This is a genomic window from Caulifigura coniformis, assembly GCF_007745175.1.
Lineage (GTDB): Bacteria > Planctomycetota > Planctomycetia > Planctomycetales > Planctomycetaceae > Caulifigura > Caulifigura coniformis.
The window spans coordinates 247,221-266,014 of the sequence record NZ_CP036271.1 but is presented as its reverse complement, the minus strand read 5'-3'; the positions used below and the strand labels follow the sequence as shown (position 1 = coordinate 266,014).

Below are 18,794 nucleotides of genomic sequence, written 5' to 3'. Positions count from 1 at the left end.
GTTTTCGACATTCGCACGGCTCACGGAGCCGTGACACGTCAGGCCTTGATCCCGGAGGCTTGCTTCAACACTTCATCGGCCGCGCGGACTCCGTGGTGAACGGCTTCTTCACACAGCGGGATTCCGCTGAGGTCCGTTCCGGCGAAGTGGATGCCGTCCCAGGGGGCGGCGGCCTGTGCGCGATGTGGTCCCCAGAGAAATCCCGGAGCTGCGCGAACCATTGCGTGTCCCCATTTCATGACGTCGATCCGTGCGATCAGGGGGCGGATGTCGGGATGGGCGGTCTCCAGATCGGCCACGACGAGGGCGGACGCCTGCTCCCAGGTCAGTTCCTGGAGCCACTGCCGGGCCTCGCGCGGCGGGCGATCGGAGAGGGGCAGATACCAGGTCCAGACGGTCGGGCCGTGATCGCGGCCGGTCTGGTGGGTGGCCGTGACATATCCGAGCGACCGGCTGTCGTGGAAGACATTGTCCCAGGCGGGCTCGAAGCCGTGATTTGCGGGGCGGTCCTTCAGGTGCACATTCGCAACCAGCCATGAACCGTATTCGAACGCGCGGCAGGCGTGTTTTCGTGCCTCGGGCAAGGCGGGGACGATGTAGGGAACGACGAACTGCGGGATCGCGAGGATGACGTGGGGGGCGGTCCAGCGGACGAGGCGGTTCTCGGCGGCGGACCAGGCGACGACGTGGAGAGTTCCCGCGTCTGATCGTTCGACCCGGAGAGCGGCGGTCGAGGTGTGGATGCGATCGCCGAGATTCGATGCGAGATGATCGGCAATGCGTCCCAGTCCCTGCGGCCAGGTGAGCAACGGGGCTGATTCGGTTCCGGGAAGGGACTGGCGGCTGGCGAAGTAGAAGAGGCCGGCCCAGGCGCTGGTCTGTTCGATTGTCGAGCCGTAGTCGTCGCGGCAGCTGTAGTCGACGAGCCAGCGGAGTCGCGGGGAGCGGAAGCCGTGCTCATCGAGCCATGCGGCCATCGTGATGCGATCGAGGGAGGTCACCTCGTCGTGTTGCGAGCAACTTGACAGGGGGAGGGTGAAGGCCCGCCGCTGCTGGTCATCGCGCCAGGCGACCCAGTGATCGACTTCCGCCTGAAACCGTTTCAGCTCGGCCAGGTCGTCCTCGCTGGCGCCGTCGCCGGGATAGAGGCCTTCGTGCCACTCGCCGTTGTGGAAGACGCGTTCTTCCGGTTCGCGGCAGAGGACGTGTTCGGCGAAGACGGGGGAGCCATCGGTGTTCTTCGACTCCACGCCGCCGAGCTCGCCGAGGATTTCGAGGAGGGCCGGGTTGTCGGGGCCGGGCGTCGGCACGTAGTGAGCGCCCCAGGGATAGGGGGTGACCTCGGAACGGCCGGACGCGGCGGTCCCTCCGACGCGGGGCTCGACTTCGAGGATTGCGACATTGGAGCGGTCGGCTTTCTGCAGTCGCCACGCGGCCGAAAGGCCGGCCAATCCCCCGCCGACGATCACCACGTCGACTTCGCTGGCGGGGAGGCGGCTGACATCGAGGTGTGCGAGTTCCCGCACGCGATGGCCGAGCGAGGCCGATGCACCGACGATTTCCCCAGTGAACGGCGGCGGAGAGGAACAGCCGGGGAGAGTTGCGAGAGGAAGGGACAGGAGCGTTTTGAGGGCGTCGCGGCGGGAGAGGCCGGTCGTCGGAGATTCCTGGTTTCGTGGTGTCGTCAGTTCCATTGCCGCCACTCCGACTCGTAGTAGCGCACGAGGGCCTGGCTGTCGAGGCGGTTGATCTCGACGTCGCGCGGCTGGAGGTCGGCCGGGAGTTCGAACAGGGAGGCGAGGGATTCGTCGTTGAGGAACCGGATCTGTCCGACGATGGCCGGGGCGAGCCGGGCGGGTCGATTGACGGGGGACGGGGAGGCGAGTGCGAAGCCCCAGACGCCGAACGATGGAACGGTCGCCTGGAAGGGGGCGACGTGGAAGCCGGCGGACTCCATTGTTTTCAGGATGCACCAGTACGACTGCGGAGCGATCAGCGGAGACGTGCACTGGATCGAGACGATCGCGTCGTCGCTCACGCACCGACGCAACAGGTTGTAGAACCGCGACGTGTAGAGCTTCCCGACCGAGAAGCTGTTGGGGTCGGGGAAATCGATCAGCACGAGATCGAACGGCTGATCGCGCGGGGATTGCCTCCCGGCCCAGAGGTAGGCGTCGTCGTTGATGACGCGCACGCGAGGATCGGCATAGCAGTCGGCGGCAAGCGTTTTCAGCGGTGGGAAGTGTTCGTGTAGGGAGGTCATCGCCGGGTCGAGATCGACGAGTGTGACCGACTCGACGGTTGGATACCGGAGCACTTCGCGGAGGGCGAGCCCGTCGCCGCCACCGAGAATGAGGATGCGTTTCGAGCCAGGCCGCGCGGCAAACGCGGGATGGACGAGCGCCTCGTGGTAGCGATATTCGTCGATCGAGTTGAACTGCAGGTGGCCGTTGAGCCAGAGCTGGAATCCATTGGGGGATTGCGTGAGGACGAGACGCTGAAAGGGGCTGGTGTGGGCGTAGACGATCGGGTGCTCGAAGACGCCTTCTTCCGCGATCGTCGTCAGGCGGTCGGCCTTGATGAGTCCGATGACGAGGACGATGACAACCACGACGCCGCGGAAGCGCAGGCTGGCGAGCCCCCGGCTGGAGAGGATGGGGCGGAGCAGGTGAGTTCCCCAGAGCCCGACGAGCGCGTTGAGGAGGCCGAAGGCGAGCGAGGTGCGAACAAGGCCCAGTCGGGGGACGAGGAGCATGGGAAACATCACGGAGGCGACGAGTGCGCCGATGTAGTCGAAGGTCAGCACGCGGGAGACAAGCTCTTCGAACTCGAGGTGCTCCTTCAGGATCCGCATCAGGAGGGGGAGTTCGAGGCCGACGAGGGTTCCGATCAGGAAGACCATCGTGAACAGGAAGGGGCGGAAGGCGTCGAGATAGGCGAAGCTGAGGAAGAGGAGGGGCGCGCTGAACCCGCCGAGCAGTGCGACGCCGTATTCGACTTCGATGAAGGTGCGGCCGAGCGCGGTGGTGACGAATCGCGAGAGCCAGGCACCGGCCCCGAGGGCGAAGAGGTAGACGCCGATGACGAGCGAGAACTGCGTGACGGAATCGCCGAGGACGTAGCTGGCGAGGGTTCCCGCCAGGAGCTCGTAGATCAACCCGCAGGTCGCGATGACCAGCACGTTGAGATACAGGAGCCAGAGGGGAGTGCGATGCATGGAGATCTGCGCCGGCGCGCGGAGACGCCGGAGGGCCTGGAGGACGGATCGGCGGGGATGCGCAGGGCGCGCGGTTGGTTCGCCGGCTGCGTCGTCAGCCCATGATGGCCGCGGCGATGATGATCGAGATTCCCAGGAGGACGGAGGCGATCACGATGGCGACGGCGACGTTCTGGTCTTCTTCCAGTTCCTTATGGAGCGGGAAGGGCGCGAACCGGGCCATGCCGTAGAGCGTGATGAGCAGGACGAGAATGCCGAGCGCGGCGTAAACGACAGCGCCGATGATGTGATCGACCATGAGCCCGCTGCGGGCGGGTGCGGGTGCGATCTCGATGGCGGCCTGAGCCAGTGTGGTCACGGTAGTCACTATTTGCCTCCTCCCCAGAAGCCGCCTGAGCTGCGACCGCCGTAGCTGGTGGGTGTCGTCATGGCGCGGACAAATCCGAGATCCGGGGCGCGCCATCCCAGGATGCAGGCGAGCAGGAACCAGCCGCAGGTGGCTGCTCCCATCGCCAGGTAGAACCGCAGAAGCTGTTTCATCGGGTCAGTCCCTCGTCGCATAGGGGGAGTAGTCGCTGTTTTCCCAGCGCCGATGTTCGAACGACCAGGCATAGAGGACGGACATGGCCGGGACGGCCGAGACCGCCAGGAACCCGTACCAGAAGAGCCAGCCGTCGGGCTCGGGGGTGAAGATTTTCGTCTGTGCGACGACGTAGAAGGTCATCATGAGGCCGACGAACGCGGCCCAGCTGAGAATCATGGAACCGACAGGCGGGGCCGGCTGATTGGGCGAGACGCCCCAGCCGCGGGGGAGGTCTGTCACTCCGAAGGCCGCTTCGACTTCTTCATGCGGCATGTAGCGTCCGACGGAGATATTCATCTCGGACGACAGCGCCGTGCCGGAGCCTTCGAACGAGAGCATGAGGGGCGGGTCGATGTAGTCGCGTGTTTCGGCCGTCTCGCCGACGGAGATTCTCCAGTAGAACTCGCCGAGCACATAGCCGACGTAGGCAGTCCCCTTCTGGTAGAGGCGGAAGGTTCGGCTTCCCCAACGGGCGGTCGTTCCTCCGCCGGTCACTTCGCCGGGGGGAACCGGGGAGACGAAGTTCCAGTGCTCTTCACTGTTCACGAGCCAGCGGAATCCCTGGGCGGGCTCGTAGAGCAGGTATTCCGTCCAGTAGTAGCGGCGTCCCTCATAGATGACGTAGCGCTGCAGGAAGCCGATGAGCGTCCATTCGACGTTGTCGATCTTCCCGCGGGCGCCCATGGGGAGCCGCGGTTTGGGGGCCTTCTTCGACTTGATCGTCGTGAGGTACTGGAGCTTGCCCTGACTGCAGTCGATCAGCGCCTTGCAGTTGGGGCAGGTGACCCGTTCGGAAACATCGGGAGCGAAGAGCTGCAGCGGCCCGGCGCATTGAGGGCAGTTGAGCTGGGCCGTTCCTGTGCGGCCGACGCCCTTTGACTCATCGGCCTTCACCGTGATTCCGAGTTCGGCAAGCGAGACTTCGCGGCCGATGTAGACGTTGACCGGCCCGCGTTTCGGAGCGGCGTCGCCGGAGTCGTCGTCCCGACCGGGGGGCGCCGTGGAATCGAACTCAATAGTTGCGAAGGTTTTGTTGGGTCCGCCGAGGTCGGCGAAGCGATGCTCGGCTCCCGGGCGGAAGTCCCAGGGGATCTCTCCTTCGGCGCTTCCGGCGGTCGCGATTCCCTTCTCCGATACGGTGATCGTGCCGAGTTCCTGGCCGAGATCGAACGTGTCGCCGAGCGACAGGGATTCAAACGCTGGAATGCGCCCGAGAACTTTGGCTGGCCTGGCGAACAGCAGGTAGAAACGTCCCTGGGCTTCGGCGAGCCAGCCGATGCGTTCGCCCGGCAGGGAGAGATACCACTCATCCCAGACGCCTCCGGCGGGATGCCGGTACTGGACGCGGCCGACGATCTCGAACGGTTTGCCGCGGAACTTTCCGGTGATGCCGATGGCGAGCGGAGAGCGTGTCTGGATGAGGTCGGCGACCTTGCCGTGGTCTTCGACCGATTTGTTCGTGCGTGCGACGGCCGTGTGGCAGAAGTCGCAGATCGTGACGAGCGAACCGCCGACGCCGAATTCGACGGGACCTCCGCACCCTGGGCAATTTGCGGCGAAGGCCTTCACGTGGGCTCGCCTCCGAGGTCTGCCCAGGGAGACTGCGGGACGGGCCGGTCTCCCGGCAGTTCATGGAGCCCGCGGGTGAGTTGCCGGACGACGACGGCGGCGGCGCCGAGTTCCTCGTTCAGCACCCGTTCCCAATCGAGGCCGGAGCGTGGGCGGCAGCAGTAGACATTGAGGCAGAGCAGCCCGAACTCGGGGAAGGTATGGACGCTGAGGTGGGACTCACTGAGGAGGTAGAGGCCGGTTACGCCGCCGGGTCCGTCGAACTGACGCCACTGGGGCTGTCCGACGACGTGGAGGGTCATTTCGCGGACGATCCGCTCACAGCAGCGGCGCACGGCAGGCAGATCGCGCAGCGATTCGGCCGGGCATCCGCGTGCATCCACAATCCATTCGAGGCCGGTATCGGGAATCATCACGGCGGAACTGGGTTGCGGGGCAATGGCGGCCGGCGGATGAGGCGGCGCCTCACTGGCCAATCGACTCCTGAACGCGAAGCGGGCCCGGGAAGGTCAAAGAGATTGGCCAGATCCGCGCGGTGACTTTACGCCAGTGGCGACGTGGGAACAACCGGCGTGTCGCGCGGCTGGAAGGCCGGTGAGACGCTGCGGGCGTGACCACGCCGGCGAGGCGCGCGTCGTGCTTGAGCTTACTTATCTTCAGCAGGCTTTGAGTCGGCCGCCTTCCCGGCGTCCGTGGGCAATGCACCGCCGAACACCGGCGCATCGGACTTCCAGCTGAAGCCGAAGCTCAGGAACTGCGACTTCGACTCGGCCGATTTCAGGCGTTCGGCGAGTCGTTCCATCAGCTGCGGGTGTTTTGTCGACTTCGCGACCGCCAGCGGCTGGACCGCGATGGCGCACTGCAGGCCCTGGATGCGGATGGCATCGAGGGTGTCGCCCGACCCGGCCGCATTGCTGATGTAGGCCACGGCCGCGTCGAGCGAGCCGGTCTTGATCTGGTTGACGAGCATGTCGCCTGTCGGCGTCTGGACGGTGACGTTCGACATGACTTCGTCTTTGACCCCTCCTTCGACGAGCGTGCGCTGCGTGAGCCATCCCATCGCACACTGCTTTTCGTGTCCGACGCCGACCCGCAGTCCGGGCTTCGAGAGATCCTTGAGCGTGGCGATATTGTGCTTGTTTCCTTTGGGGACAATGATCACCAGTTCGTTCTGGGAGACGTCCGCGCGGGGCTGGAAGAGATCCTGGACTTCGTTCATGAATTCGCTGTCGCAGGCGAAATAGGCATCGGGCTGCTGGCCGGCTTTCATCTGCGCCACGAGGATGCCGCAGCCGTTGTAGACGCGCGTGACCTTCACTCCTTCCCGGGTTTCGAACTCCTTGAACGTCTCCTCGACGGCCGGCCTGAGCATCGAACCGGCATAGACAAGCACGTCGGGCGTCTCGGCCCAGACGTCTCCCTGGACGGGGGTGAAGCCGAACTCCCTGTACTTCACGAGTCCCTTGTCGACAGCGGCAAGGTAGCGTGCCAGGTGGAGGGCGCGGGTGGGCTGCTTCGTGGAGGCGGTGACCGCGACGGCGACGTTGGCCGTGACAGGCTGGAGTTCGGGAATGCGGACGATTTCGAGGTCGGGATAGGTCGCGGCGACGGCGTCGTAGATGATGCCGACATCGGCGGAACCAATCTTCACATCGTTGGCGACGTCGTTCACGGTTGTCTTGAACGCAGTGGTCCGGGCTTTCAGCGAATCCCACTTGTTCGCAGCCTGGAGCATTTCGCGCGTCTGCTTGCCGATGGCGGCGGCGTCGGGATCGGCCTGGACGAGCTTGACGTCTTCCCGTTCGAGGTCGGCCAGTGACTGCACCTTCTTCGGGTTGCCTTTCGCGACGACTGCGACGGCCTGCATGGTGGCCAGCGGGAGGCGTTCCTTGATCAGCCCCTTGCCGGCGGCGATGTCGAGATAGCTGTCGTCGGCGGGCAGGTAGAGGTCACCCGATCCGCTGACTTCGATCGACGAGAGGAGCGTCTGCGACGGGCCGTACTGCACTTCGATCGGCGTGTTGTAGGCCGCTTCGTAGTCCTTTCGGAGGGCTTCGAAGACGGCCCGGTTGCTGGCGGCGACGAAGGCGGTGAGGGGATTGCCGCTGGAGGCGACCGGGGCGTCTCCGGGCGCGGGGGCGGGTCCGGCCGCGGGCTGGGGGGCTGTCGACGAGAGGAGCTGCCACGCAAGGACGCCGAGGAGAACCAGCGAGGCGATGAACAGGACACCAATGTTTTTCATTTCCGAACTTTCTGAGAACGCGTCGCCTATCGTCTGTTCGCGGAGTACATGGAGAGTCCGAAGACGCCCGCCAGGAGCAAGACCCCCACCAATACCGCGATCAACTCCTGTCTGGCTTCTCGGACTTTCTCATCGTGCTCCGCCTGGGTGAGCGGCGGGCTGACGGCCGGCTTGTCGGTGACGACCGTGGACGCCATGGGCGATGCGTCCCCCTGGCCGCCGGTGGCTGGGCCCGGGGCGATCTTGACCAGTTCCGTCCCCTGTTTCTTTGGCGTGTCTTTGGGGGGGAGCTGGCCGGGGGCGAAGAGCCGTTCGTCCCACTTCACGGCCATGAGGAGGTCGAAGCCGGGGTTCTGTTCTTTCACCTGGCAGGAACAGGCGCCGCAGATGAAACGGGAGAGGTCTTCCACTGTGGCTTCGTCGACCTTATCGCCGGGGATGACATCGACGGCCCGGCCGCGACCGAACACGGGGGCGACCAGCGGCTGGCCATCGGCCGCCGCGCCGGGCGCGACGCGGCGGAAGATCTCCGGAAGGAGGACATCCGCTTCGGGACCGGGCTTCAGCACATGCACCGAGAATCGGAGCGTGAGAGGAATTTCGGAGAAGACTTCCGAGCCGGGAGCGCCGATGCCTTCGGGGAGCGGCAGCTCATCCTGCAGGCGGTTGAGCTCGGTTTCAATGAGGTTCACGGTGTTGTGCGTCGCGTCGTCGTCCTTGCCCGGGAGGACGACCCACACGGCCGAGTGGCCTTTCATCAGGCGATCGACAATCTCCTGACGGTCACGGCTCATCGCCAGCGTGTCCATTTCGACCTTGGCGAGCGGGCCGTTCCAGACCGTGAGCGTCTTGTCACGCCCCATTCGCGCCTGGAGCAGCACGTAGGGGAGGGGCGTCTCGGACGGGACTGTTTTCCACAGGTCTTCGTATCCGGGCTCGAATGGCTGCGACAGATCGACGGTCGTGACTTCGAGGTTGGTCGTGCCGCCTTCGGTCGACGAACGCCGGCCGATGTTGTCGACACGGGCCCTGTCGTCGGCGGAGAGTTCGCCGCGATGGAAGACGACGACGTGGTAGAGGTCGTTCTGCCAGCGCTCGAGCGCGTATCGGAAGACGGGCACATTGCACGCCGAGGCGCTCGCGGCCCACAGCAGGGCGGCGACGGCGAAGGCAACGTGACAGAAGTGTTTGAACATCAGGTCAGGAAGGAAAGGAAGGGCTGCCCCGTCGGCATTGGGAGGGCGATGCTTTGCTGGGCTGCCCCCCAGGCGTCCCCTCCGGTTCGCCTATTTCTTGAATGCCATCACGGTTCCATCAAGTGTGCTGAGGAACATCTTTCCGCGGGCGGCGGCGAGGCCGTCCCAGACGGGAAGGGCTCCGAGGTCGAGACGCCCCTGGGTTTCGCCCGTGTCGGCGTTGACGGCCAGCAGGATGCCTCCTTTTTCGCCGCCGAGGGCCTTGTCCTGGGTGCTCAGCAGGTCTTTCACCGCGTCGTCCTTCTTGGTCAGGCGAACGAAGGTGTCTTCTTCATCAATGAGGTCGGGCGGGCCGACGATGAAGAGCGTGCGATCGGCGAGGACCATGCCGCGAACGTAGATCGGAACGTCGCTCTTCCAGTGGGGCTCGACGAACGAGTTGCCCGAGGGGCCGGCGCCATCGGCGGCAGCCGCCAGCTTTCCGCCGGGGGGAGGGCTGGCGTTTGTCGGGTTGGCTCCCCCTTTGAACTTGAGGGCCATGCCGACTTTTCCCTCGGCCGGTTCGGGGCCTTCGATGGTGCCGTTGTTCCGCGTGCGGGAGAGGTCGCGGGCGCTGCCGTCGTTGAAATCGACCAGGAGGGCGACTTCCGCGAGCGGCTGGGACTGCGGGAATTCGAACCGCTCGGCGAGGTCGGCGTCGCTCAGCGCGGCGAAGGTCACGCGGACTTCATCGATGACGCCCGTAAACCCGGCGGGGGACTGGTAGTCGCCGACGGCGCCTCCTTCATCGGCTCCGATGGCCATCGGCTGTTTCGGTTCGGACTTGATCAGGGAGGGGGCGTTGACCTCGGCGGCCATCTTGCCGTCGACGTAGACTCGCAGCTTCCGGTCTTCGGTGAGGACGCCGGCGACGTGGTGCCATTCACCGACGATCCGCCTGGGGCCGGTGACCTTGGTCAATTCACTTCCGACGCGGAGTGAGAATGTCGGCTTGCCGCTCTGGAGCCCGAGGGCCCAGCCTTCGGCAGGACCGCCGCGGGAGATGATGACGCCTTCCGGCCGGGTGGAGTTGATCCATGCTTCGACGGTGAGCGGCTTTCCGGTGGGGTTGGTTCCTGGAACGTTGGGGAACTGGACGAGGTCGACGGTCGCCTGCTGCGAGGCCGCGCGGGCCCGTTGCTTCGAATTTCCGGGGAGCTTTCGCTTCGCATCGGGGACTTCGGGGGCTTCCGTCGACGCCGCAAACAGCTGGTGTTCGAGGGTGGTCGTCCATTTCAGGTACTGGGGCTTGCGGCCGTAGCCGAACACGTAGCCGCCTCCGGTCACGAGGATCTGTCCTGCGGGGGCGAACCGTCCGGCCTGGTAGTAGCCGTTGTGACCGCCGGAGAAGTTCTTGCCGAAGACCCAGTAGGAGCGGTGGAACCAGGTGTCATCGAGGAAGCCCATGGGGGCGAAGAGATGTGCGCCTTCCCCTTTCTGCTCGCTCGAGTGCGTGACGGGGTCGCCGGAAACGGGCCCGATGTTGAGGCGGTTGGCGTCGAGATCGAATTTCTGCGACCGCATGTAAAGACACTTGCCGTCGCTGGAGAGGATGTCGGGCAGTCCGACAGGCATCTGCAGGATCTGCACGAGCTCCTGCAGACTTTTTCCGGTGGCCGGGTTGCGGTCGTCGATCAGGGTTTCGGTCTTCTTCGCACCGGTCGCAACGTCGAGCTTGATGACGCGGATGCCGCCGTCGAGGAAGGCGGAGCGGCCGGCAGTGCAGTAGACGCTGTTGTCTTCGGCGAGGACGCTGCCGTGGACGGGCCAGACCGATTCGAGCTGCTCGAACGCCATGCAGCGGCGGTCTTCGGGAGCGGCGCGGAAGCGCCACGCGAGTTCACCGGTGGCCGCATCGACGTTGTAAACGTATCCATCGACCGAGCCGAAGACGGCGCGGCCGCGGGTAATGGTCGGCGGCGAATCGATGCGGCCTCCTGCGGTGAACGTCCACAGGGACTTGCCGGATTCGGCATCGAGGCAGTGGAGCGTATGGCGGTCGACCTGGGCGACGAAGGTTCGTCCTCCGACCGAGACGGGTGGAGTGAGCTTGCCGCCGAGCTTCACCGACCAGGCGGGCTTGAGTTCGGGCTCGATCTTCTGGGTGGTGGCGCCGGTGCGTCCGGCGTCGTGGCGGTACGTGGCCCAGTCGAGGTTCTTGTCGTCTTCGGTTTCGACGGGTCCGAGCGGCCGGTCGAAGGCCGGTCCCTTTTCGAGGCGACCTTCATCGGAGATCACACCGGGGAGGGGCCGCGTCGGGGCGACGGGGGCCATGGCGTTGAGGCCGTACAGCTTCGCCTCGGGATAGCAGGCACAGTTGTGCGGCGGCGCATAGACGAGGCCGTTGGCCGGCAGGATGCCATAGAGGCATCCGCCGCGGACCCAGTGATGGATGTCCCAGTGTTCGGTGTTGGGGTCGACGAACTCGATTCCGGTTCGCGACGGGATGATGAAGTTGTCAGTCGCCTTGGCGATGTAGCAGCGATGGTGGAACCAGTAGGTGTTGATGTCCGGCAGGAATTCCTTTTTCACCTCGCCGGTTTTCGGGTCGCGGCCGGTGAACTTTCCGGTGTCCTTGCCGCTGGTCGTCGGCGCGCACCAGACGAGACCATCGACGACCATCAGGTCCTGCGGGGACTGGTAGCCCGAGTTGGGGTGGTCGGCCGTCCAGAGCAGCTTGCCGTCGGATCCGTTGAACGTCGACATCTTTCCTTCGCCGCCCGCGAAGAGGACGACGTCGTCATGGACGACGAGCCGCGGCCCGAAGTTGAACGTCACGCGGGCTCGGCGATTGACGGGCTCGGTGCGCCAGGTCTGCTCGCCCGTTTTGCGGTCGACGGCGACAAGGCGTTCGCCGTCGTGGAAGAAGGCCTGCGTGGCGCCGAGTGCGAGGGTCAGCGGGGTGACGCGCGTGCCCTTCGCCCACAGTTGTTTACCGGTTGCGGCGTCGTAGGCCATGAGGACGCGGGAGCCTTCATCCCAGGCATAGTCGGTCCGGACGCGCGCCTGGTCGCCGGTGTTGTGCAGCGGCGCGTACTGCTTCAGTTCGTGCTCACCCTTGTTGGCGACGATATAGAGGACACCCTGGTCGTAGAGGACTTCCTCGCAGGAGCCTGAGCCTTCGTAGGTGCGGAGTGTTTCGCCGGTCGCGGCGTCGATCGCGGTCAGCGGGGCCTCGAAGCTGAGAGTCGCGTAGACCTCCTTATCAGTCGACACAAGTCGCCGGGCCAGCTGCGTGGGGCCGCTCTTGAGGGGCCAGAGCTGGTTGTTCCATTCGGAGATGTCACGTTTCCAGAGGACGACGCCGTTGAAGGCGTCGCGGGCGATCAGTTTCCACTTGGAGGGAAGCTGGATCGAGATGCGGCTGCCTTCGTCCATGATGTAGAACATGCGGCCGTTGGTGGTCGTCATGGCGCTCATGCTGGCCATGCGGTCGTGGTGCCGCGACCAGCGCGGGGTTCCGACCCACTGCAGATGGCGCGGGGGCGCGACGACGTCGTCGTGAGCGACGGCGTTGCCGCTGGGATCGTGCAGGTAGTGCGACCAGTCGTCGATCTCTTTCGGACGCGGCTTGACGGTTTTCGTCCACTTCGCATCCGCGGACGCCCGTCGCATGATGACGCCATTGGGCACGACCACTCGATCGAGTTCGGTGTCGGGAACACCCGGGTCGCCGTCGACGACGAGGAGGTTGACGAGGTTATCGATGTAGGGGAGCTGCTGGCCGGAGAGACGGTCGATGGCGACATCGCCGTACAGGCCTGCCTTGGCGACTGCGGTTCGCGCGGCGGCGACGTCCTCCGGATTGCGCGCGAGGCCCTGCACCTGGTAGGAGTCGTTGGGCTTCAGGCCGACCGTCAGCGAGCCGTTGCCGCAGTTGATGTGGGCGACGAATCCGCCGCAAACGCCCGACTCGCGGAGGACATCCGCTGGATCATCAGCGGCGGAGACTGCGGCCGGGGACAAAAGCAGGGCTGCCGCAACAATCGTGCGGGACATCCATTTCGAGGGAGCAATCGCCATGTGTCGGGACCCCTGAATCGGCGCGAGAAGAGTCGTACCAGTATCCGGGAACGACTGGGCAATTGCCATTGTTGCTGCCGCGCTCCGGCCTCGAGTGAGCTCCGGTTCTTGACGCTGGCGTTGGAGGCGACCGATGATGTGATGGCCGCGGCCCGTTCCCTCCCCGTCACTCCTGCTCATGCCCATGCATCGCCGGACACTGCTGCAGGCGGGAGCGGTGAGCTGGCTGGGCCTGTCGTGGCCGCAGCTCCTGGCTGCGCAGCAGGCCGTCTCGCTGCCGGCCAGCGATTCGTTCGGGAAAGCCAAGGCGTGCATTCTGCTGTTCATGTGGGGCGGTCCGGCTCACCAGGACACGTGGGACCTCAAGCCCGAGGCGCCGCGCGAGATCCGCGGCGAGTTCCAGCCGATTTCGACGGCGACGCCCGGCATCCAGATCTGCGAACACTTCCCGGAACTGGCGCAGCGAACCGACCGGCTGGCGATCGTGCGTTCAATGACGCACAACAACGTCGACCATACGACCTCGACGCACTTCCTGCTGACGGGGCAGCCCCCGCCGCCGGACAACGACCTCAAACACGACTGGCCGAGCCTGGGGAGCGTCGTCTCCCGGCTGGGCCGCGGACGGCAGCCGCTTCCTCCGTTCGTTTCGATGCGTCCGAAAGTGCCGGGGGATGTTCCGCGGTTCGTCGAGCAGAGCCACGGGCAGTTTGCGGGGTGGCTGGGGAAGCAGTTTGATCCTCTGACGATCGATGCTGATCCGAATACGGTCGACTACCGCGTGGCCGATTTCGCGCTGCAGGAGGGGATTGCCGTTTCGCGCCTGGATGAGCGCCGAGCGCTGCTGGCGGAACTCGAACGCCAACGCCGCGCCCTGGATGTGAGCGCGGGAACCGCCATCAACGAACATTACCGCCGCGCGTTCCATCTGCTGCAGGACACGGCCGGCGGGGACGCTTTCGATCTGGCGCAGGAGCCGGCCGAGATGCGCGATCGCTATGGCCGCAATCCGCACGGGCAGAGCGTGCTTCAGGCGCGACGCCTCGTGGAGCGCGGCGTTCCGCTGGTCTGCGTGTTCTGGCCGAACGACGGCATCAAGAACGTCAGCGTCTACTGGGACACGCACAGCCGGAACTTCATCGATCTCAAGGACCGCTTGATGCCTGTGGCCGACCGGGCGTTTTCGACGCTGCTGGACGATCTCTCAGAGAGGGGCCTGCTCGACGAAACGCTCGTGGTGTGGACGGGCGAATTCGGGAGGACTCCGAAGGTGGGGCAGCGGAACAGCGACGCCGGCGCGGGGCGGGATGGGCGCGATCACTGGCCGAACTGTTTCACCTCCGTGCTGGCTGGCGGGGGCGTGCGGGGAGGCCAGGTGTACGGGGCTTCCGACAGGCACGCGGCCTACCCGATCGCCGACGCTGTGCAGCCGGTGGATCTGATGGCGACGGTGCATCATCTGCTTGGGATTCCGCGCGAGCTGGCGCTGGCGGACGCCCAGGGGCGTCCGCAGGTTGTGTGCCCGGGCGAACCGGTGACGCGGCTGTTTTCGTGAAACGAAAACGCCCCGGGGGCTTCAGGAGCAGCCGGGGCGTGATTGCCAGTGAGCCCGTTTCGCTTACCGCGCGAACGACATGATCATCCGTTTGAACATGGGCTCGAACTTTTCCCACTGATTCTCGGGCACGTAGGCCCGGATGTTGTACTGCCAGTTGTTGTCCATGAAGGTGGCGCGGTAGCCCTTCACCTTTCCGCTGAGCAGCCCTTCCTTGCCGGTGTAGACCGAGAGTCGGCCTTCGCCGAAGGGGGTCTTGATCTTCTGCATCGGCTCTTCTTCATACTCGGAGAAGTCCGCTTCGAAGAAGGTCTTCTGGAACTCGTGGACGGCGGTTTCGGGAGAGAGGTCTTCACCGACGGGCGCTGCGTCATCACCCCCGGCGCCGGGGATGGCGATGCCGCCGGCTCCGCCGGACTGGGCGATGCTGCCGACGGCCGATCCGCCCATGCTGCCCTTGATTCGGAAAACAGCGCCGTCGCCTTCCATCAGCAGCAGCGGCGGAGCACCGCCGCTTCCCCCCTGGCCCTTCGCCGGCCAGTCGTCAGGATGCTCCACGGACCATCCGGCCGTCTCATGCTTGAAGGTGACGAACTTCTTTTCGACGGGGGTGGTGTCGACCGCCCCGCCGAATTTCTGGAAGCCGAAGTACCCGAGCGCGGAGAGGCTGCAGAGCCCGAGGAGGAGGAAGACGCCGACCAGCACGGGATTGGCGGATTCCTCGTCGTCCTTCTTCTTCTTCTTGGGTTTGTCGCCCTTGGCTCCGTCGGTTTTCTTCTTCTTTTTGGCCTTGGGGGAGTCGGGGTCGTCGTCCTCGATCAGCTTCCCCATCGGCACCTTGGCGATGTCGAACTCGAAGGCGCTGTCGTAGTCGCTGGTGCGGTGGACGAGCGGATCTTCCTCTTCGTCCTCGGCGCGTTTCGATTTCTTTGCGACCTTGCCGACGGCGACGCCGCCGGAATCGCCCGTCGATTTCTTCGCCTTCACCGGCAGCGACGGGATCTTCACGGCGGAGCCGCAGCCCTGGCATTTGATCCGCTTGCCGGCGTGACTGTCGTTGACCTTGAATTCCTGGCCGCACTCACACGAGAACGAAATGGCCATAAGCGCCTCTGGGATGCCGATTCGCCCGTTTTCTGGTGGCGGTCTGCTGCGACCTATCGCGCGAAATCTCCAGGATTTCCGAACAATCCGCCTGCATTCGTGCCGCCCATGCCTCCCTTGAGCGGGCCCTTGGTCTTGCGCTGATACACCTCGCCCTTTCCGGGGGCCAGGTCTTCATCCTGAGGCTTCGGCGGAGCTTCCGGTTTGGCCCGGAGGGCCTTCACGGAGAGGCTGATCCGCTTGCGGCCCGGGTCGACCTCGAGGCACTGGACCTCGACCATCTGGCCGACGTCCAGCACTTCCGTCACGCGCTTGATCCGCTTGTGATCGAGTTCGCTGATGTGCACCAGGCCTTCGACGCCCGGCTCGAGTTCGATGAACGCGCCGAACGGCTCGACGCGGGTGACCTTGCCGGTGACGTTGGTTCCCTTGGCGTACTTGTCGGACGCCAGCGACCAGGGATTGGCCGACAGCTGCCGCATGCCGAGGCTGATCTTCTTCGTGTCTTTATCGACTGAGAGGACCTGGACTTCGACCTGCTGCCCTTCCTTCAGGATTTCCGAAGGATGGTTGATGCGGACCCAGCTCATCTGGCCGATGTGCAGGAAGCCGTCGACGCCGCCGAGGTCGATGAACGCGCCGTAGTCCTTGATGGTTTTCACGCGGCCGGTCAGCGACTGTCCGGGACCGAGGTTCTGCATCGCCTCCTTCTCGGCCGCTTCACGCTCTTCGGCGATGATGGCGCGGCGGGAGAGGATGAGCCGACGGCGGGCCGGCTTCACTTCCGTCACCTGGGCACGGAACTTCTGGCCGACGTAGGAATCGAGGGTAGCGACGTAGCCCATCTCCACCTGGCTGGCGGGCATGAAGCCGCGGAGCGAGCCGCACTTCACTTCGAGGCCGCCCTTGTTCGTCTTTTCGACGAAGCAGTCGACGACCTGTCCGACGGAGATGGCGTCCCAGTCGCCGGAGACCTTGGACCGGCCGCGAGGCAGGTTGCAGAGGGCCAGGCCGTCCTTCTCATCGACGCGGTCGACGACGACATCGACTTTGTCGCCGGCCTGGGGAGGCTTCGCGGGGGGGAACTGACGGAGCGAAACGACGCCCGTGGTGCGGAGGCCGAAATCGAGGAAGACGTTGTCGCCGTGGACCGTCTGGACGGTTCCGGTGAGTTTCGTCCCCGAGGCGAGGTCGGAGGCGGGGGGAGCATCGGCGTCCGCCTCTTCCGTCGAGGACGGAGGGGGCGTCACTGGGACGGGCTGGGCATCGAGTCCGCCGCCGGCGATGGCGGCGGCGATCGCAGCCTCGGTGTCGGCGTCGAGGGAGACGTCGCGCGGGATTTCGACCGCGCGGGCCGGCGGAGCGGGGGGAAGCGACGACATGGTCACTTCCGCCTTCGCGGCGGCCGCCAGGGCCTCTTCAGCGGGGACATCCGCGGCGGCGGGTTCCGATGCGGAGGCTTCCGGTGCATCGATCGAGGGGCGCGCCTTGAGCTGGCCCGGATCCGCAGCCGGATTGAGTCGCACCTTGGGACGCTGAGCCTCTCCTGCAGCGGCGGCCTCCGGAGAAGTTTCCGCAGCCGACGCCACTGCCACGGCCGACGCCTCATCTGACTGAACAGGAGTTGCAGACTCCTGGGTCGCGCCGGTTCCTGGTTCCGAACTCATGCCGACAACTCTCCTCGCCGCAGTACGGATGTTCGCGATCGATGGCCGGCACTGTTGTGCCTCCGGATCGCGCTGCCGCCGGATCCGAGAGGCCACATGGCCTGTCTGTCCGCAGCAACTCAAACGAATGATGCCCCGAAGTGTAACACGCCCCCCCTACCGCGGGGAATTCTGCGAATGCCGGTGATATGCTCCGGCCCAGACCAGGCCGCGCCCGACCTGCCAGTTCATTCCGCAGGAACAACCGTTTCAATCAGGATTCCAGACGATGCTTTCGCGACTGACGATTGTCATCTGCCTGCTCGCCAGTCTCTTTCTGATCGCCGCGGCCGACGCGCCGCAGCGACTGCCGCGCGAGAACCTGCTCGTGTTTCGCGACGATTCGGGCGTCGCGGCGCCTGTGAAAACCAAGGCCGACTGGGAAAAACGCCGCGCCTCGATCGTCGCGGCATTCGAATCGATCGCCGGAAAACTTCCGGGCCCTGAGAAGAGGTGCGATCTCGAGATGACGGTGCTCGAAGAGATCGATCGTGGAAGTTACGTGCTCCGGCGGATCGAATATTCCTCCGAGCCGGGCGGCCGCGTTCCTGCATATCTCACCATTCCGAAATCGGTCCTGGCGGACTCCAAAATCCGGGTTCCTGCCGTGCTTTGCCTGCATCCGACCGACAACGCCGTCGGAAACGGAGTCGTCGTCGGTCTCGGAGGGAAAGCGAACCGGCAATACGCCAGCGAGCTGGCGGAGCGTGGATTCGTGACACTCTCTCCTTCCTATCCGCTCCTTGCGAAGTACCAGCCGGACATCAAGGCGCTGGGCTGGGAGAGCGGGACGCTGAAGGCCATCTGGGACAACATCCGCGGTCTCGATCTGCTCGACTCGCTGCCCTCCGTGCAGCCGGGAAACTACGCTGCGATCGGCCACTCGCTGGGAGGGCACAATTCCGTTTACACAGCGGTGTTCGACGATCGCGTGAAAGTCATCGTTTCGTCGTGCGGGCTCGACTCGTATCTCGATTACTACGGCGGGGTGGAGTCGGTCTGGATGCCTGAAAAGGGGTGGTGCCAGACCCGTTATCTTCCGCGGCTGGCCGCGTACCGGGGGCGTCTCGCGGAGATTCCCTACGATTTTCACGAGCTGGTCGGGGCTCTGGCCCCGCGTCACGTCTTCATTGCGGCGCCGCTGAAGGACTCCAATTTCCGGCACGAAAGTGTCGACCGCGTGGTTGCCGCGGCCCGGCCGGTGTACGAGCTGCTCGGAGTTCCGGACCGGCTCGAAGTGGCCCACCCGGACTGCGAGCACGATTTTCCGGACGCGATGCGGGAAAAGGCGTACGCGCTGATTGAGCGGGTTCTCAAGGGGGAACCGTCCGCGCCGGGGCGTTGAACGAAGGCAACACCGGTAGCAAACCGCGACTTTCGCCTCCTGGTGAGGGGAAATCCCTAACAGTTCCTGCCACCTGACCTTAGCCGCCAGCGGTCGCTGAAGCCGGCTTCTCAGGCATATGTGGACTGGCCTACGCCTCTGTTGCGTCTTTTTGGCAACAAGCCAGCGCAAGTCGCAATATTCGACCTAGTGTTGCTGTGTCGCCCGGACTGCAC

At 65.2% G+C, this 18,794-nt stretch carries 13 protein-coding genes; 2 read left to right on the top strand and 11 right to left on the bottom strand.

The window, feature by feature from the left end:
- Positions 1-38: 38 nt before the first annotated feature.
- The 9 genes from Pan44_RS01065 to Pan44_RS01030 form a co-directional block, all read right to left on the bottom strand.
- Entirely contained in the window at positions 39-1,694 is a 1,656-nt protein-coding gene (locus Pan44_RS01065) for a flavin monoamine oxidase family protein (RefSeq protein WP_145026433.1), read from the bottom strand.
- The gene (locus tag Pan44_RS01060) at positions 1,685-3,217 is read right to left on the bottom strand and encodes a polyamine aminopropyltransferase (RefSeq protein WP_145026431.1); all 1,533 of its coding nucleotides are present in this window, start codon (positions 3,215-3,217) and stop codon (positions 1,685-1,687) included. Before Pan44_RS01060 ends, Pan44_RS01065 begins: the two co-directional genes overlap by 10 nt.
- Before the next feature lie 94 nt (positions 3,218-3,311).
- Positions 3,312-3,584, bottom strand: a complete 273-nt coding sequence (locus tag Pan44_RS01055; RefSeq protein WP_197453739.1) for a DUF350 domain-containing protein — start codon at positions 3,582-3,584, stop codon at positions 3,312-3,314.
- On the bottom strand, positions 3,584-3,757 hold the full coding sequence (locus tag Pan44_RS27190) for a hypothetical protein (protein WP_197453738.1): 174 nt from the start codon (positions 3,755-3,757) through the stop codon (positions 3,584-3,586). The genes Pan44_RS01055 and Pan44_RS27190 overlap by 1 nt, the downstream gene beginning before the upstream one ends.
- A gap of 4 nt (positions 3,758-3,761) precedes the next feature.
- The gene (locus tag Pan44_RS01050; protein ID WP_145026427.1) at positions 3,762-5,369 is read right to left on the bottom strand and encodes a DUF4178 domain-containing protein; all 1,608 of its coding nucleotides are present in this window, start codon (positions 5,367-5,369) and stop codon (positions 3,762-3,764) included.
- The gene (locus Pan44_RS01045) at positions 5,366-5,782 is read right to left on the bottom strand and encodes an S-adenosylmethionine decarboxylase family protein (protein WP_145026425.1); all 417 of its coding nucleotides are present in this window, start codon (positions 5,780-5,782) and stop codon (positions 5,366-5,368) included. The genes Pan44_RS01050 and Pan44_RS01045 overlap by 4 nt, the downstream gene beginning before the upstream one ends.
- A gap of 233 nt (positions 5,783-6,015) precedes the next feature.
- Positions 6,016-7,611, bottom strand: coding sequence for a substrate-binding domain-containing protein (locus Pan44_RS01040; RefSeq protein ID WP_145026423.1), 1,596 nt, complete (start codon positions 7,609-7,611; stop codon positions 6,016-6,018).
- Between the two features lie 26 nt (positions 7,612-7,637).
- Positions 7,638-8,807 (bottom strand): hypothetical protein, encoded by a 1,170-nt coding sequence (locus Pan44_RS01035; protein WP_145026421.1) that lies wholly within the window; start codon positions 8,805-8,807, stop codon positions 7,638-7,640.
- 90 nt (positions 8,808-8,897) lie between these two features.
- Positions 8,898-12,869 (bottom strand): outer membrane protein assembly factor BamB family protein, encoded by a 3,972-nt coding sequence (locus Pan44_RS01030; protein WP_197453737.1) that lies wholly within the window; start codon positions 12,867-12,869, stop codon positions 8,898-8,900.
- Positions 12,870-13,047: 178 nt separating this feature from the next.
- Here Pan44_RS01030 and Pan44_RS01025 point away from each other — a divergent pair, with 178 nt between their 5' ends.
- A complete protein-coding gene (locus Pan44_RS01025; protein ID WP_145026417.1) occupies positions 13,048-14,424 on the top strand; it encodes a DUF1501 domain-containing protein in 1,377 nt (458 codons plus the stop codon).
- A 63-nt stretch (positions 14,425-14,487) separates the two neighbouring features.
- Here the strand turns inward: Pan44_RS01025 and Pan44_RS01020 are convergent, their stop codons facing one another.
- Together Pan44_RS01020 and Pan44_RS01015 are read right to left on the bottom strand one after the other, a co-directional pair.
- Complete coding sequence (locus Pan44_RS01020) at positions 14,488-15,528, bottom strand: hypothetical protein (RefSeq protein ID WP_145026415.1); 1,041 nt, start codon at positions 15,526-15,528, stop codon at positions 14,488-14,490.
- Positions 15,529-15,581: 53 nt separating this feature from the next.
- On the bottom strand, positions 15,582-17,195 hold the full coding sequence (locus Pan44_RS01015) for a 30S ribosomal protein S1 (protein ID WP_145026413.1): 1,614 nt from the start codon (positions 17,193-17,195) through the stop codon (positions 15,582-15,584).
- 268 nt (positions 17,196-17,463) lie between these two features.
- On the opposite strand from Pan44_RS01015, the gene Pan44_RS01010 reads away from it, so the two are divergent.
- On the top strand, positions 17,464-18,579 hold the full coding sequence (locus Pan44_RS01010) for an alpha/beta hydrolase family protein (protein WP_145026411.1): 1,116 nt from the start codon (positions 17,464-17,466) through the stop codon (positions 18,577-18,579).
- Positions 18,580-18,794: the final 215 nt, after the last annotated feature.

Excerpts from the sequence above, each read along its gene's own strand:
- Pan44_RS01010 (WP_145026411.1), top strand. The coding sequence starts at position 17,464 with ATGCTTTCGCGACTGACGATTGTCATCTGCCTGCTCGCCAGTCTCTTT.
- Pan44_RS01040 (WP_145026423.1), bottom strand. The coding sequence starts at position 7,611 with ATGAAAAACATTGGTGTCCTGTTCATCGCCTCGCTGGTTCTCCTCGGC.
- Pan44_RS01065 (WP_145026433.1), bottom strand. The coding sequence starts at position 1,694 with ATGGAACTGACGACACCACGAAACCAGGAATCTCCGACGACCGGCCTC.
- Pan44_RS01045 (WP_145026425.1), bottom strand. The coding sequence starts at position 5,782 with ATGATTCCCGATACCGGCCTCGAATGGATTGTGGATGCACGCGGATGC.
- Pan44_RS01025 (WP_145026417.1), top strand. The coding sequence starts at position 13,048 with ATGCCCATGCATCGCCGGACACTGCTGCAGGCGGGAGCGGTGAGCTGG.
- Pan44_RS01035 (WP_145026421.1), bottom strand. The coding sequence starts at position 8,807 with ATGTTCAAACACTTCTGTCACGTTGCCTTCGCCGTCGCCGCCCTGCTG.
- Pan44_RS27190 (WP_197453738.1), bottom strand. The coding sequence starts at position 3,757 with ATGAAACAGCTTCTGCGGTTCTACCTGGCGATGGGAGCAGCCACCTGC.
- Pan44_RS01060 (WP_145026431.1), bottom strand. The coding sequence starts at position 3,217 with ATGCATCGCACTCCCCTCTGGCTCCTGTATCTCAACGTGCTGGTCATC.
- Pan44_RS01020 (WP_145026415.1), bottom strand. The coding sequence starts at position 15,528 with ATGGCCATTTCGTTCTCGTGTGAGTGCGGCCAGGAATTCAAGGTCAAC.
- Pan44_RS01015 (WP_145026413.1), bottom strand. The coding sequence starts at position 17,195 with ATGAGTTCGGAACCAGGAACCGGCGCGACCCAGGAGTCTGCAACTCCT.
- Pan44_RS01030 (WP_197453737.1), bottom strand. The coding sequence starts at position 12,869 with ATGGCGATTGCTCCCTCGAAATGGATGTCCCGCACGATTGTTGCGGCA.